The sequence below is a fragment of the Streptomyces coacervatus genome (genome assembly GCF_029223485.1).
GTDB classification, from domain to species: Bacteria; Actinomycetota; Actinomycetes; order Streptomycetales; family Streptomycetaceae; genus Streptomyces; species Streptomyces coacervatus.
Genome location: NZ_JARHTP010000015.1, coordinates 68804 through 83111, shown reverse-complemented (window position 1 = coordinate 83111; position 14308 = coordinate 68804). Strand labels below are relative to the sequence as shown.

The window sequence follows — 14308 nt, the reverse complement described above, 5'->3', positions numbered from 1 at the left end:
CGCTCTTGGGACCTTTGGAGGTGAGCCGCCGTGGCACTCTCGATTTCGGCGGTGGTGCTGCTGGCGATCGTCGTCTTCCTGCTCGTCAGGAAGTCAGGGCTGAAGGGCGGGCATGCCCTCGTCTGCATTCTCCTGGGGTTCTATCTCGCCTCCTCGACGGTCGCGCCCACGATCAACGATCTGACGACGAACATCGCGAGCATGATCGGCAGCATCAAGTTCTGACGCCCGGGCTGCACCGCGCTGTCAGTGCCGCCTCGTAGGGTGGGCTCCATGACGGAACAGCCCGCCCGGCGTCTGCTGCTGGTGCATGCGCACCCGGACGACGAGTCGATCAACAACGGCGCGACCATGGCCGCGTATGCGGCCGGGGGTGCCCGCGTGACCCTGGTCACCTGCACCCTCGGCGAGCTCGGCGAGGTCATTCCGCCGGAGCTCCAGCACCTCACCGGCGCCGCCCTGGGCGAGTACCGGCTCGGCGAGCTCACCGCCGCCATGCGCGAACTCGGCGTGGAGGACTTCCGTCAGCTCGGCGGCCCGGGCCGCTACACGGACTCCGGGATGATGGGCCTGGCCGACAACGACGATCCGGCCTGCTTCTGGCAGGCGGACGTCGACGAGGCGGCCCGGCACCTCGTCGAGGTCATCCTCGAAGTACGCCCCCAGGTCCTCGTCACCTACGACGACAACGGCGGATACGGCCACCCCGACCACATCCAGGCCCACCGCGTCGCCATGCGCGCCGCCGAACTGGCCGCCGGGGCGGGGTGGCAGATCCCCAAGATCTACTGGAACCGGGTGCCCCGCTCCGTAGCCGAGGGCGCCTTCGCCCGGCTTGCGGAGGATCTGCCCGGTCTGCCCTTCTTCAAGGCTGCTGTCATCGACGACGTACCGGGTGTCGTGCCCGACGAGCGGATCACCACCGAGATCGACGGCACCGCACACGCCGCCGCCAAGGCCGCCGCGATGCGGGCGCACGCCACGCAGATCGAGGTCGCGGAACCGTACTTCGCGCTCTCCAACGAGCAGGCACAGCCCCTCTTCACCACCGAGTACTACGAATTGGTGCGCGGGGAAGGCGGAGAGCCGAGAGAGGCCGATCTCTTCGCCGGGCTCGACATCGAGGAGGCGTCATGACGGAGCGCGGTTCCATGCTCGCCCAGCCGCTGGAGCGGCCCTCCGCCGGGCGGACGCTCCTGTACCTGGGTCTCTTCGTGCTCGGCGCGGTCGTCGGGGCGGCCGGTGCGCTGGTGCAGGCCGGCTGGTTCCCGGGCGGTCTGCTGCTCGCGCTCGCCGGCGAGGCCGGGCTCTGTCTGGGCGGCGGGCGGGCCACCGACACCCGGGGCGGGGCGATCGCGCCCGCCGCCGGATGGATGATCTCCGTCATTCTGCTCACCGCCAGCAGACCCGAAGGGGACTTCCTCTTCGGCGCAGGAGGCGGCTCCTATCTCTTCCTCCTCGGAGGGATGGCCGTGGCTGTGATGTGCGCCACCCTTGGACAGGGGCGGCAACCAGGTGGCCGTGACGTCCGACTTGGCAAGTGACGTACCACTTCGCCATTAACCACTGGTGCGAGTCCCGTGTGGGTTTCCCCGGCGGTCATGGGATACGCGCCAGAAGTGGCCAGTATGGTGGTGCGCGCCGCCGAGCCGCCCGTGAGGTTGTGTCGGGCGGCGGAGCCAACCGGGAGAACCTGCCTTGAGTCGTGAAACTGACACTCCGTCCTCCGGGCCCAACGGGCGCGGCGGAGCCGCTTACCCGTCGGGCACGCCGCCGTACGGGACCCCCACGGCTTCCGACGCCGGTACGGATGCGGGCCGTTCGGCCGCGCAGCCGGAGGACCGCAAGACCGAGACCACGCTGACGACCCGGATCCGGATCAACATCCCCGGGTCGCGGCCCATTCCGCCGGTCGTCGTGCGTACGCCCGTCGCGGACGCCGACAGCTCCGACGACACCGGGGAGACCCAGGCGCCGGCGCCGGGGGCGACCCAGGCCATGAGCACGGTCGAGCCTCCGGCCGAGCCCGCTCAGCCCGCCGAGGAGAAGACGAGCGGGTGGTTCGCGCCCCGCAAGTCCGCTCCTGCCAAGGGCGGTCAGGGCGGCAGCCCGACCAACGGGGCCGGTCTGCCGGGTGGTTCGGGCGCGGGCGCGCCCGCCCCGGGCGGTGGGCCCTTCGGCCCGGGTGCCCCTTCCGGCGGCACCCGTCCGGGCGCCGGCCGCCCCGGCGGTGTGGTCGGCTCCATGAGCGTGCCGGGCGGCTCCCGGCCCGGCGGTGCGGGCGGCGGCATCTCCCGTCCCGGCGGGACGAACGGCGCAGGCCTCCCCGGAGCGACCGGCGGGCCCGTGGCCCCCGGGCACGGCGGCGGCACCGGTTCCTTCGACGTCACCGAGGCGCTGGCCGCGGGACCGCTCGGGGGCGGCGCGCGCCCCGGCAGTGGCGGCGGCGAACCGCGCCGTGACGAGCTCCCGTACTTCTCGGACGGCGAGCGCAGCACCCAGAACGGACAGAACGGGCAGAACAATCAAGGCGGTTACGGCGGCGCGAGCGGCTTCAGCGGGCCGAACGGCCGCGGCGGCCAGGGCCCCGCGGGCCCGACCGTCGGACCGGTCACCGGTGAAGGCTCCCTGACCTCGCCCTTCGGCGGCGGACCTGCGGGACCTTCCGGACCTGCGGGACCTGTCGGCTCCGGCGGACCTGCCGGCCTCGGCGGACCCGCAGGCATCGGCGGGCCTGGTGGCCCCGCGGGCCCCGGAACCATCGGCGGCCCGCTCGGTGCGGGCCTCGGTCCCGGTGGCGGCCTCAGCGACGACACCGCGATCCTCACCCCGCAGAAGCCGGCCCCCGAGCCGGGCCAGCAGGGCTTCCCGGCGCCGGACAACGTCTCCGGACACACCGTCACCAGCGGCATCCCGGTCGTGCCGCCCGGCGCGAACTCCCCGTTCGGGCCCGGCGCCCACACCGACGGCCCGCTGCCGCACACGCCCCCGAAGCTGCCCGAGCCGACCTCCCAGAACAAGTCGGCCGCCTCCGCGCCCAAGAAACAGAAGAAGGGGCGCAACAAGCTGGTGCTGCTCGGCACCGGCGTGGTCGTCGTCGGCGGTCTGGCGTACGGCGCCGGGCTGCTGATGAACCACTCCGACGTGCCCAAGGGCACCACCGTGCTCGGCGTCGACATCGGCGGCGGCACCCGCGACGAGGCGGTCAAGAAGCTCGATGCGGCCTTCGGCGCCCGCGTGAACAAGCCGCTGAAGCTGTCGGTCGGCGGCTCCACCGTCTCGCTCAAGCCGGACCAGTCGGGCCTCCAGTTCGACGAGCAGTCCACGGTCGCCGCGGCAGCGGAGGCCGACTACAACCCGATCTCCGTCATCGGCTCCCTCTTCGGCAACCACCGCGTCGTCGACCCGGTCATGCCGGTCGACGAGGAGAAGCTGAGCGCGGCGCTGCAGACCGCGGCCGGCGGCTCCGGCTCGATGACCGAGGGCGCGATCGAGTTCAAGTCCGGCAAGGCCGTCGCCGTCTACGGCAAGGCGGGCAAGGGCATCGACGCCGCCAAGTCGGCCCAGGCGGTCGAGGAGGCGTACCGCAACCAGGTGGAGACCAACTCCACCGACCCGGTCGCGGTCGTGACCACGACCCAGCAGCCGAGTGTCACGAACGCCGAGGTCGACCGGGAGATGAAGGCCTTCGCCGAGCCGGCCATGTCCGGGCTCGTCACGGTCAAGACGGACTCGGGCGGTTCCCCGGTGGCCTTCAGCCCGCAGAACTCCCTGTGGAAGTTCCTGAAGGTCAAGGCCGTGAACGGCAAGCTGGTCGACAGCCCCGACCTGACCGCGCTCAAGAAGCTCTACGGCGGCGCCTTCGACGGCGTCCAGATCACCCGCGGTACCGGCAAGAAGACCGCCGTCACGCCGCAGGACGTCTACGTCGCCCTGCGCCAGGCCCTGCTGAGCAAGACCAACCGGGTCGGCGTCATCCAGACGAACCCGAGCTAGCCCGGCACGACCGAGAGAGGGCACCCGGCGCGACGCCGGGTGCCCTCTCGTCGTATGTCACCGACCGCTGTCACGGCCTGCGCATGACATCTGTCATCCGCCACTCGGGACCGCCGACACTGCCCCGACCTGAGGGCTCCCCGCCACCATGGTGGACATGACGACGACAGCGACAGCGACCGCCACCACCCCGGTGGTCGGCTTCGACCAGGTGAGCAAGACCTACGGGACCGTACGCGCGGTCGACGGGCTGAGCCTCGCGCTGCACCCGGGGGAGACCGTGGCCCTGCTGGGGCCCAACGGGGCCGGCAAGTCCACCACCCTCGACCTGCTGCTCGGCCTCAAGCACGCCGACAGCGGTACGGTCCGCGTCTTCGGCACCAGCCCCCGCGACGCGATCGTCGCCGGGCGGGTGGGCGCCATGCTGCAGAGCGGCGGACTGATGGACGAGGTCACGGTCGCCGAGCTGGTGAAGCTCGCCTGCGACCTGCACCCGAAGCCGTACAAGGCGAAGGACGTGCTGGCCCGCGCCGGCATCTCCCAGATCGCCGACCGCAAGGTCAACAAGCTCTCCGGCGGCCAGGCCCAGCGCGTCCGCTTCGCCCTCGCCACGGCCGGCGACAGCGACCTGATCGTCCTCGACGAGCCCACCACCGGCATGGACGTCTCCGCCCGCCAGGCCTTCTGGGCCACCATGCGCGAGCAGGCCGACCAGGGCCGTACGGTCCTCTTCGCCACGCACTACCTGGAGGAGGCCGACGCGATCGCCGACCGCGTGCTCGTCCTGCACCGCGGCCGCCTCCTCGCGGACGGCACGGCGGCCGAGATCAAGGCGAAGGCGGGCGCGCGCCGCGTCTCCTTCGACCTGGAGGGCGAGATCGACGAGACCCCGATCCGCGCGCTCCCGTTCCTGACCTCTGTCGACATCTCGGGCCAGACCATCCGCATCCAGTCCACCGACGCCGACGCGACCGTCCACGCCCTCTACGGCCTCGGCGTCTACCCCCGCAACCTCGAAGTCGCCGGCCTCGGTCTGGAGCAGGCCTTCGTCGCCATCACCGCCGCCGAGGAGGCCAAGCAGTCATGAACAGTCTCATCAAGCTGGAACTCGCCCGCGCCCTGCGCAACCGCAAGTTCCTGTTCTTCTCGGTGATCTACCCGTCGGTGATCTTCCTGCTCGTCTCCAACCAGACGGGCAATGTCGACGGCAGCGGCCTGAGCGTCGCGAAGTACGTCATGGTCTCCATGGCCTCCTTCGGCGCCCTGACCGCCGTCCTGATGGGCAACAGCGAGCGCATCGCCAAGGAGCGGGAGGGCGGCTGGGTACGGCAGCTGCGGCTGACCACGCTGCCCGGTCGCGGCTACGTCCTCGCCAAGACCGCCAGCGCGGCCGTGGTGAGCCTGCCGTCCATCGTGGTCGTGTTCCTGGTCGCCGCCGCCGTGAAGGACGTACGCCTGGACGCCTGGCAGTGGGTCGCCCTCACCGGCGCGATCTGGGCCGGCAGCCTGGTCTTCGCCGCGCTCGGCGTCGCCATCGGCTACCTCGCCTCCGGAGACGCGGTCCGCCCGATCACAATGATCGTCTACTTCGGTCTGTCGATCCTCGGCGGCCTGTGGATGCCGTCCTCCACCTTCCCGACCTGGCTGCAGGACATCGCCAAGTGGCTGCCCACGCACGCGTACGCTGCACTCGGACGGGCCATCGAACAGAGCCAGGCCCCCCATGCCCAGGACATCGCCATCCTCGTCGTCTTCTTCCTGCTCTTCGCGGGCGGCGCGGCCTGGCTGTACCGGAAGGACACGCTGAAGGCGTGAGCACGATGACGGACGACGGGCTGCCCGGGGACCTCCGGGCCGAGAACGCGATCCGGGTCGGGCAGGAGCCCCGCAACCGGGCCGAGGCGATGCGCAAGATCGTCTGGATCCTGCCCTGGCTGATCTTCCTCGGATCGCCGGTGCAGGACCTGACCTCCGGCCACCACTCGACGGCCGCGACCGCGGCCGGCTGGGTGGCCCTGATCTCCTTCACCGGCGTCTATCTGACTCTGGTCTTCCGGAACATGGGCCGGTCGTTCGGCGGCCGGTTCGTCGGCGCCCTCGTCCTCCTGCTCGGCACGCTCGCCGTCGTCCTGAGCCTCACCCTCGGCAAGCCGTGGCTCGGCCTCTTCGTGTACGTCTCCGTCACCTGCGGTGCCACGCTGCCGCAGCGGATCGCGTACGGGGCGGTCGGGGCGAACACCCTCGCGATGGTCCTGGTCGGCCTGCACGTCGGGTTGGACGACTGGAGCCTGGTCCTGGTGGTGCTGCTCCTGGGCTTCGCGATGATGGGCGTGAAGCAACTGGTGCGGACGACGGTGGAGTTGCGCAAGGCCCGCGCGACGGTGGCTCAACTGGCCGCCAACGAGGAGCGGTTGCGCCTGGCCAGGGATCTGCACGACCTGCTGGGGCATTCCTTGTCATTGATCACGCTGAAGAGCGAACTGGCGGGCCGTATGCTCCCCGACCACCCCGACAAGGCGGCCCAGCAGGTCGCCGACATCGAACAGGTCAGCCGCCAGGCCCTGGTGGACGTCCGCGAGGCCGTCACCGGCTATCGCCGCCCGCGCCTGTCCGCGGAACTCGCGGGCACACAGGTCGCTCTGACGGCAGCGAGCGTCACGGCAGACGTCCCCGCCGAACCGGACCTCACCGGCGTCCCCGAGGAGAGCGAGTCCGCCCTGGCCTGGGCGCTGCGCGAGGCGGTCACCAACGTCGTACGGCACAGCGGCGCCACGCGCTGCACGGTGGAGGTGCTGCACCGCCAGACCCTGGACGGCCCGGTCCTGGAACTCTCCGTCGAGGACAACGGCTCCGGCGGCTCCGGCAAGGGCCCCGGCAACGGTCTGACGGGCCTGACGGAACGCCTGGAGAAGGCCGGCGGCACCCTGGAGGCCGGCCGCGTCAAGCAGGGCTTCCGCCTGGTCGCCCGCGTCCCTGTCGACACACCGCCGCCCGTAGGATCCGGTGCATGAGTCCTACGATCAAGGTGCTGCTCGCCGAGGACCAGTCGATGGTCCGCGAGGCGCTGGCCGCGCTCCTCGGCCTGGAGGACGACATCGAGGTCGTCGCCCAAGTGGCCCGCGGCGACGAGGTGTTGGCCGCGGCACGCGAGCACGCCGTGGACGTGGCCCTCCTCGACATCGAGATGCCGGGCTGCACCGGCATCGAGGCGGCGGCCCAGGTCCACAAGACCCTCCCCGGCGTGAAGCTGGTCGTCCTCACCACCTTCGGCCGCCCCGGCTACCTCCGCAGCGCGATGGAAGCAGGCGCCGACGCCTTCCTGGTCAAGGACGCCCCGGCGGCCCAACTGGCAGCGGCGGTACGGAAGGTACTGGCGGGGGAGCGGGTCATCGACCCGACGCTGGCGGCAGCAGCCCTGGCAGAGGGCGCCAACCCCCTGACGGACCGAGAGCGAGAGGTCCTGCGGGCGGCGGCGGACGGCTCGACGAATGCGGAACTGGCAAAGGCCTTGCATTTGTCCCAGGGCACCGTCCGCAACTATCTCTCCATGGCAATCCAGAAACTGGCTGTACGAAACAGGGCCGAAGCCGTCCGGATAGCACGAGAAAAAGGCTGGCTGTAACCCCCCAAGGGGCGCGGGGAACTGCGCGACAAGCCACGACGAACCAGCACTCGCGCAATTACAGACTCCCCCATGGCGATTAGGCGAACTCAGTTGAGCAGTGCACGAGCCGCTCGGGCCTGCCCCCGCACGCGCTGCGCAGCCGCTTCATCCACCGCCGCCAAAACCCCGGCATACGCCTCCAACTCCACCGCCCCATCGACGAAGTCCCCCCGCTGCACAAGCAATTGCGCCCGCTCATACCGCAACCGCGCCGGATGCGAAGGCAACAACAACGACAGGTCCACCGCCCACAGCGACACATCCGACCGCTCCGGCCGCGCCGCAGCCCACGCCCGGATGTTGTTGAGAATCCGCAGAACCACATCCAACGGATCCGTCGGCGTCAACATCGCCTGATCCAATGGAGCCCCGGTCGCCCCGGCCACCAACAGTTCCGCGTCGCCGGCACCCAGCACACGCCCCCCGTCGAACGGATCCACCAGCACCTGCTGCTCCTGAGGCCCGAACCCCACCACGAAGTGCCCCGGCAGAGCGACCCCGTACACCGGCGCCCCCGCCCGCCGCGCGACCTCCATCCACACCACCGACAACAGGATCGGCAGCCCGCGCCGCCGCCGCAGCACCTCGTGCAGCAGCGACGACTCCAGGCGCTGATAGTCGGCGGGGGAGCCGCGGAAGCCGTCCTGCGCCCCGAGGAGGTGGTGCAGCGCCGTTGCCCAGGCCATCGGACCGCCGGGCCGGAACGGCACCCGCCCCGCCAGCCGGTCCAGCTCCATCTGCGCGGCGTCCAGGCCCGCCTCGTCCAGCGCCCCGTCCGCCTCCGCGCCGACCAGCAGGCACAGCGTGGACAGATCGGGCCGCTCGGACCGCGCCTCCTCGGCGAACCGCCGCCGCAGCTCGGCGGACCTCTCGGGCGGTGGGGGGTATGGGGGACGCATAGCAGGCTCGTGCCCTCTCCCGGCGATCGGTACTACTGGCCGCTGCCGGGAGCCGCCGGTTCCCGGTAGTGGTGGTACGCATGGTGCGCGGCGAAGCCCATCCCGGCGTACAGCGCCCGCGCCCCGGCGTTGTCCTCCTCGACCTGGAGCCAGGCGGCCGAGGCGCCCTCCTCCAGGGCCTGCCGGGCCAGCGCGGCCATGACCGTGGTGGCCAGCCCCAGCCGCCGCAGCGCCGGATCTACCTCGACCGCGGCGAAGGAGGCCCAGCGCCCGTCCACGACACACCGCCCGATCGCCGCGGGCGCCGCACCCTCCGACGATCCGGGAACCGTCGCGAACCACACCGACGGCCCGCTCCCCAGTACCTTCAGCGCCACCTCGCTCACCCCCTTGCGCTGGTACCGCGCAAGCCATGCCTCGTCGGCCTCCCGGGACAGCACGACACCGGCTCCCTCGGTCCGGTCTGCGACCGGCGCCAGCGCCCCGACCCACAGCTCGGCGGTCACCTCACGCACCCACCCGCGCCGCTCCAGCTCCGCGCACAGCAGCTCCTGCGTGCCCTCGGCGCCGGTCGCGGTCTGGATGTACGCGGGCAGCCCACGGTCGCCGTACCACCGTCGTACGACGCTCAGCGCCTCGTCGAGGGGCACGCCCGGGTCGCCGAGCGGCAGCACCGAATTGGCGCGCCGGGTGAACCCGCCCGCGGCCCGCAGCTCCCACTCGCCGAGCCGCTCGCTCTCCATCGGCCGCCACGCGCGCGTGGCGACGTGCGCGAGCTCCTCGTAGGAGGCGGCGGGGCCCCTGCGCCGGGCCGGGGCCGAGGGCACGACCTTCCCCGCGACCAGCGAGGATTCCGGAATCCGGACGCTCTCGCCGCCCTTGCGTGTGATCAGCAGCACACCGTTGTCCCATGATGTGAGAACACCCACCGTGTCGGTGAACTTCTCTTCCGGGACCGCAGGTTCGATCAAGCGTCGTACCGAGACCCGTTTCCCCACGTCAGCAGCGGTGATACGAACCTCGAGACGTCCGCCGGCCGAGATTTCCACAGGTCAGTTCACCCCTCCTGTTCGGATCAAGCCCAAGAACGGAGATACTAGGGGCGGGCATCGACGAGCCGCGCTCCCGCGCGCCAGGCGGCGGAGCCTACGGAGGCCCGCCAGCGCCCTATCGAGGAGGAACGACAGCGTGACCTACGTCATCGCGCAGCCTTGTGTCGACGTCAAGGACAAGGCGTGCATCGAGGAGTGCCCGGTCGACTGCATCTACGAGGGCCAGCGGTCCTTGTACATCCACCCGGACGAATGCGTCGACTGTGGTGCCTGTGAGCCGGTATGCCCGGTCGAGGCGATCTTCTACGAGGACGACACTCCGGAGGAGTGGAAGGACTACTACAAGGCGAACGTCGAGTTCTTCGACGAGCTCGGCTCCCCCGGCGGCGCCAGCAAGCTGGGCCTCATCGAGCGGGACCACCCCGTCATCGCCGCTCTGCCGCCGCAGGCCGAGTAGTCACCCAAGCGGCCCGCACACCGTGCCGCCTCGGTCCCGTACGGCCGGATCGCCCTGGTGATCGCCGTACGGGGCCGAGGCGTTTGCCGTACCAGGGCCTTTATGCCCTCTGCCGTACCAGAAAGTGAGCCAGATCCCGTGTCCGCAGTCTCCGACCGCCTGCCCACCTTCCCCTGGGACAAGCTGGAGCCGTACAAGAAGACGGCCGCCTCGCACCCGGACGGCATCGTCGACCTCTCCGTCGGCACCCCGGTCGACCCGGTCCCCGAGCTGATCCAGAAGGCGCTGATCGACGCGGCGGACTCCCCGGGCTACCCGACGGTCTGGGGCACGCCGGCCCTGCGCGACGCGATCACCGGCTGGGTCGAGCGCCGGCTCGGCGCCCGCGAGGTCACCCACCGGCACGTCCTGCCGATCGTCGGCTCCAAGGAACTCGTCGCCTGGCTCCCCACCCAGCTGGGCCTCGGCCCCGGCGACAAGGTCGCGTACCCGCGCCTCGCATACCCGACGTACGAGGTCGGCGCCCGCCTGGCGCGCGCGGAGTACGAGGTCTACGACGATCCGACGGACCTCGACCCCGCGAATCTGAAGCTCCTCTGGCTCAACTCGCCGTCGAACCCCACAGGCAAGGTGCTGAGCAAGGACGAGCTGACCCGGATCGTCGCCTGGGCGCGCGAGCACGACGTCCTGCTCTTCTCCGACGAGTGCTACCTGGAGCTGGGCTGGGAGGCGGAGCCGATCTCGGTCCTGCACCCCGACGTGAACGGCGGCTCGTACGAGGGCATCGTGTCCGTCCATTCCCTCTCCAAGCGTTCCAACCTGGCGGGCTACCGTGCGGCCTTCCTGGCCGGCGACCCCGCCGTACTCGGTCCGCTGCTGGAGATCCGCAAGCACGGCGGCATGATGACCTCGGCGCCCACGCAGGCGGCCGTGGTGGCGGCTCTGGGCGACGACGCCCATGTCCGTGAGCAGCGGGAGCGGTACGCGGCCCGGCGTACGGCCCTGCGCGAGGCGCTCCTCGGCCACGGCTTCCGCATCGAGCACAGCGAGGCCAGCCTCTATCTGTGGGCGACGCGGGACGAGTCCTGCTGGGACACCGTGGCCCATCTGGCCGAGCTCGGCATCCTGGTCGCGCCGGGCGACTTCTACGGCACGGCCGGCGAGACGTTCGTACGGGTGGCGCTGACGGCGACGGACGAGCGGGTGCGGGCGGCCGTGGAGCGTCTGTAGCCGTCCGTGGACGTGACGAGGGGGCCCGGGACAGTGTCCCGGGCCCCCTCGTCGTGCAGGTCGCTCAGCCGGTGATCGGGAGGCCCTTCACCGGCAGCTGGCCGGGGGCCGTCAGGCCGCCCTTGGTCAGGCCGCCGGTCGGCAGGGTGCCGCCGTCCTTGGTCGCCGTCTGCGTGGTGACGCCGACGATCTCCCCGACGGAGCCCGCCGCGGCACCCGCGGTCCGCTGCGCCGCAGGCGCCGCCGTCTTCGCAACGCTGCCACCGGTCTTGCCCGCGTTCGGCACGGCCTTCTTGACCGCGTTGCCGCCGGTCTCGCCGGCGAGCCCGGTGACGTTCTGCGCCGCACCGTCGACGGTGTTGCCGACGCTCGCCCCGTCCACGGCGGTCAGGCCGCCGACGTTCGGGGCGGCGGGCAGTTCGGGGGCCGCGCTCGCGGAGCCGGCCGCACCGACCCCGGCAGCCGCTCCCGCTGCGACGAGCAGCGCGGCACGGGCGATCCGACGGGTCAGGGGGAGGGACATGATGCTCCTTCGATGGATGTTGATCGTCCGGGCTCGGACGCAGTAACTACCGCTCGAAGCCTCTGAAGGTTGCGGCGTCCCAAAGCAAAGAGTTGGCAATGCGTCGCATTATCGGCTGCGGATAAAAACGGGCAAAAAGCGCCCCGCCGGAAAGCGTGCCGAATCCTTACACCCCTTTGTTCACAAGGGCTTTGACGGATACAGGGGTGACGGTGCGAAAACCTGCCCACACCGTGGACCGCGCATGCCGGGCATAACCCGCGCGAGTGAAGGCCCGCACTACTGCGCAGTGACGATTCGGACCGCGCCCGCAGCCTTTTCCGCCCCGCCGGAACCTGCCGCGGCGGCCGGGTGCCACGGGCTGTCGGCGTTTCCGGCGGTCCATTCCCGTCCGCCGTAGGAGACGCGTTCGATGTGCAGCGCGGAGGAGTTGGCCACGGCCCAGTGGGCGAGCTGCCAGCCGCGCTGCCGGACGCTGCGGCCCTTGGCGGGGCTCTTGTCGGCGACGACGGGGACCGTGACGGTGCGGGCGGTGGTGGTCCGGGTGCTCGGGGCCGCCGAGGACGCCGGTGTCGACCTGGCGCTCACTTCCGCGCCGGCCGGCTGCAGTGCGTCACGCCCGAAGTCCCGTACGAGAGCGGCCCGTACGGCGTCCGGCCCCGCCGCCTCGGTGGTGGCCGGGAGACCGGCGCAGGTCAGCGTGGCCGCCGCGTTCCCGGTGAGGGCGGCGGAGAGCAGGGCGGCGTCCGGCTCGTGCTTGGCGTACGCCTCGGGATAGCCGCTGCGCTGCACGCGCTGCGCGGCCTCGGTGAGAGGGAGCTTCGCGTAGTCCTGCACCTTGGCCAGGTGCTGGTAGAACACGCCCGCCGCGTACGTCGGGTCCAGGATCTGCTTCTTGGTGCCCCAGCCCTGCGAGGGCCGCTGCTGGAACAGGCCGAGCGAATCCCGGTCGCCGTGCTCGATGTTGTGCAGCCCCGACTCCTGCAGCGCGGTCGCGAGCGCGATGGTCACCGCCCGCTCGGGCATGCCGCGCCCGGTGCCCACCACGGCGATCGTCGCCGCGTTCACCGCCTGCTCGGGCGTGAACTCGTACGCCGCCCCGTCGCTCCCGCCCGAGACCACCTTGCAGCCCGACGCGCCTCTGCCCCCGGTGACGTACTGCACCGTGAGATAGCCCGCGAGGGCGAGCAGGACCACGAAGGCCGCCCCGATGCGGAAGAGGCGGCCACGGCGTTTGAGGGTGGGTGACGGCTCTGGCACGTCGTACAAGGTAGCGGAGGGCACTGTGGCCCACGAGCCGGATGTGCACAGTGGGCCCAGGCGCCGGCGGGTTAGGGTCGACGGCATGGCCGACACCCCGCTTGACCTCACCCTGGACGCTGCCGAGCTCACCGCGCAGCTCGTCGACTTCCCGTCCGAGAGCGGCACCGAGAAGCCCCTCGCCGACGCGATCGAGACCGCCCTGCGCGCCCTGCCGCAGCTGACCGTCGAGCGGTACGGCAACAACGTCGTCGCGCGGACGGACCTGGGCCGTGCGGAGCGGGTGATCCTGGCCGGTCACATCGACACGGTGCCGATCGCCGGCAACGTCCCGTCCCGGCTGGACGAGGACGGCGTCCTGTGGGGCTGCGGCACCTGCGACATGAAGTCGGGCGTGGCGGTGCAGCTGCGCATCGCGGCCACGGTCCCGGCCCCCAACCGCGACCTGACCTTCGTCTTCTACGACAACGAAGAGGTGGCGGCGGACCTCAACGGCCTGAGGCACGTCGCCGAGGCGCACCCCGAATGGCTGCAGGGCGACTTCGCGGTGCTCCTGGAGCCCTCGGACGGCGAGGTCGAGGGCGGCTGCCAGGGCACCCTCAGGGTCCTGCTGAAGACGAAGGGCGAGCGGGCCCACTCGGCGCGCAGCTGGATGGGCTCCAACGCGATCCACGCGGCCGCGCCGATCCTGGCCCGCCTGGCGTCGTACGAACCGCGCTACCCGGTGATCGACGGCCTGGAGTACCGGGAGGGCCTCAACGCGGTGGGCATCTCGGGCGGTGTGGCAGGCAATGTCATCCCCGACGAGTGCGTCGTGACCGTCAACTTCCGCTATGCCCCCGACCGCACGGAGGACGAGGCGATCGCCCACGTCCGGGAGGTCTTCGCGGACTGCGGGGTGCAGGAGTTCGTGGTGGACGACCACAGCGGCGCAGCACTGCCCGGCCTCTCGCACCCGGCCGCGGCGGCCTTCATCGAGGCGGTCGGCGGCACCCCGCAGCCGAAGTACGGCTGGACCGACGTGTCGCGCTTCTCCTCCCTCGGCATCCCCGCGGTCAACTACGGCCCGGGGAACCCGCACTTGGCACACAAGCGGGACGAACGGGTCGAAACGGCCAAGATCCTGGCGGGCGAGGAACGCCTGCGCAACTGGCTGACACGCTGAGGTCCCTCGTCCGTAACCCGCGTAGATCTACGCTGAGGTGGAAACACCCCGCAAGCGGAGGG

At 71.4% G+C, this 14308-nt stretch carries 15 protein-coding genes; 11 read left to right on the top strand and 4 right to left on the bottom strand.

Features of this window, described 5'->3' with window-relative positions; translation table 11 throughout:
* Positions 1–30: 30 nt before the first annotated feature.
* The 8 genes from P2Q00_RS32380 (at position 31) to P2Q00_RS32345 (ending at position 7618) form a co-directional block, all read left to right on the top strand.
* Positions 31–225, top strand: coding sequence for a hypothetical protein (locus P2Q00_RS32380; protein WP_275776966.1), 195 nt, complete (start codon positions 31–33; stop codon positions 223–225).
* A 48-nt stretch (positions 226–273) separates the two neighbouring features.
* Positions 274–1137, top strand: a complete 864-nt coding sequence (mshB, locus tag P2Q00_RS32375; protein ID WP_275776964.1) for an N-acetyl-1-D-myo-inositol-2-amino-2-deoxy-alpha-D-glucopyranoside deacetylase — start codon at positions 274–276, stop codon at positions 1135–1137.
* Entirely contained in the window at positions 1134–1544 is a 411-nt protein-coding gene (locus P2Q00_RS32370; protein ID WP_275776963.1) for a DUF6113 family protein, read from the top strand. The genes mshB and P2Q00_RS32370 overlap by 4 nt, the downstream gene beginning before the upstream one ends.
* Before the next feature lie 154 nt (positions 1545–1698).
* A complete protein-coding gene (locus P2Q00_RS32365) occupies positions 1699–3996 on the top strand; it encodes a hypothetical protein (protein WP_275776962.1) in 2298 nt (765 codons plus the stop codon).
* Positions 3997–4153: 157 nt separating this feature from the next.
* Entirely contained in the window at positions 4154–5083 is a 930-nt protein-coding gene (locus P2Q00_RS32360) for an ABC transporter ATP-binding protein (RefSeq protein ID WP_275776960.1), read from the top strand.
* Entirely contained in the window at positions 5080–5811 is a 732-nt protein-coding gene (locus P2Q00_RS32355) for an ABC transporter permease (protein ID WP_275776958.1), read from the top strand. The genes P2Q00_RS32360 and P2Q00_RS32355 overlap by 4 nt, the downstream gene beginning before the upstream one ends.
* Positions 5812–5816: 5 nt before the next feature.
* Positions 5817–7007, top strand: a complete 1191-nt coding sequence (locus P2Q00_RS32350; RefSeq protein WP_275777235.1) for a sensor histidine kinase — start codon at positions 5817–5819, stop codon at positions 7005–7007.
* Positions 7004–7618 carry a response regulator transcription factor gene (locus P2Q00_RS32345; RefSeq protein WP_275776956.1) on the top strand — a complete coding sequence of 205 codons (615 nt, stop codon included), beginning with the start codon at positions 7004–7006 and terminating at the stop codon, positions 7616–7618. Before P2Q00_RS32350 ends, P2Q00_RS32345 begins: the two co-directional genes overlap by 4 nt.
* Before the next feature lie 89 nt (positions 7619–7707).
* On the opposite strand, the gene P2Q00_RS32340 is transcribed toward P2Q00_RS32345, so the two are convergent.
* Positions 7708–8559 carry a transglutaminase-like and tetratricopeptide repeat-containing protein gene (locus P2Q00_RS32340; protein WP_275776954.1) on the bottom strand — a complete coding sequence of 284 codons (852 nt, stop codon included), beginning with the start codon at positions 8557–8559 and terminating at the stop codon, positions 7708–7710.
* Positions 8560–8591: 32 nt separating this feature from the next.
* The gene (locus P2Q00_RS32335; protein WP_275776952.1) at positions 8592–9608 is read right to left on the bottom strand and encodes a GNAT family N-acetyltransferase; all 1017 of its coding nucleotides are present in this window, start codon (positions 9606–9608) and stop codon (positions 8592–8594) included.
* 139 nt (positions 9609–9747) lie between these two features.
* Between P2Q00_RS32335 and fdxA the strand changes: the two genes are divergently transcribed.
* Positions 9748–10068, top strand: coding sequence for a ferredoxin (gene fdxA / locus P2Q00_RS32330; RefSeq protein WP_275776950.1), 321 nt, complete (start codon positions 9748–9750; stop codon positions 10066–10068).
* Positions 10069–10206: 138 nt separating this feature from the next.
* Positions 10207–11298: a bifunctional succinyldiaminopimelate transaminase/glutamate-prephenate aminotransferase gene (locus P2Q00_RS32325; RefSeq protein ID WP_275776949.1), complete on the top strand. Its 1092-nt coding sequence runs from the start codon at positions 10207–10209 to the stop codon at positions 11296–11298.
* A 64-nt stretch (positions 11299–11362) separates the two neighbouring features.
* Here P2Q00_RS32325 and P2Q00_RS32320 read toward each other — a convergent pair whose 3' ends face one another.
* Positions 11363–11821 carry an ATP-binding protein gene (locus tag P2Q00_RS32320; RefSeq protein ID WP_275776947.1) on the bottom strand — a complete coding sequence of 153 codons (459 nt, stop codon included), beginning with the start codon at positions 11819–11821 and terminating at the stop codon, positions 11363–11365.
* 279 nt (positions 11822–12100) lie between these two features.
* Positions 12101–13081 (bottom strand): heavy metal transporter, encoded by a 981-nt coding sequence (locus P2Q00_RS32315; RefSeq protein ID WP_275776946.1) that lies wholly within the window; start codon positions 13079–13081, stop codon positions 12101–12103.
* A gap of 85 nt (positions 13082–13166) precedes the next feature.
* Here P2Q00_RS32315 and dapE point away from each other — a divergent pair, with 85 nt between their 5' ends.
* Positions 13167–14246 carry a succinyl-diaminopimelate desuccinylase gene (gene dapE, locus P2Q00_RS32310; RefSeq protein WP_275776944.1) on the top strand — a complete coding sequence of 360 codons (1080 nt, stop codon included), beginning with the start codon at positions 13167–13169 and terminating at the stop codon, positions 14244–14246.
* The last annotated feature ends 62 nt before the right edge of the window (positions 14247–14308 follow it).

Coding starts and splice junctions, on each gene's coding strand:
- dapE (WP_275776944.1), top strand. CDS start 13,167: ATGGCCGACACCCCGCTTGACCTCACCCTGGACGCTGCCGAGCTCACC.
- P2Q00_RS32350 (WP_275777235.1), top strand. CDS start 5,817: ATGACGGACGACGGGCTGCCCGGGGACCTCCGGGCCGAGAACGCGATC.
- P2Q00_RS32355 (WP_275776958.1), top strand. CDS start 5,080: ATGAACAGTCTCATCAAGCTGGAACTCGCCCGCGCCCTGCGCAACCGC.
- P2Q00_RS32340 (WP_275776954.1), bottom strand. CDS start 8,559: ATGCGTCCCCCATACCCCCCACCGCCCGAGAGGTCCGCCGAGCTGCGG.
- P2Q00_RS32320 (WP_275776947.1), bottom strand. CDS start 11,821: ATGTCCCTCCCCCTGACCCGTCGGATCGCCCGTGCCGCGCTGCTCGTC.
- mshB (WP_275776964.1), top strand. CDS start 274: ATGACGGAACAGCCCGCCCGGCGTCTGCTGCTGGTGCATGCGCACCCG.
- P2Q00_RS32345 (WP_275776956.1), top strand. CDS start 7,004: ATGAGTCCTACGATCAAGGTGCTGCTCGCCGAGGACCAGTCGATGGTC.
- P2Q00_RS32370 (WP_275776963.1), top strand. CDS start 1,134: ATGACGGAGCGCGGTTCCATGCTCGCCCAGCCGCTGGAGCGGCCCTCC.
- P2Q00_RS32360 (WP_275776960.1), top strand. CDS start 4,154: ATGACGACGACAGCGACAGCGACCGCCACCACCCCGGTGGTCGGCTTC.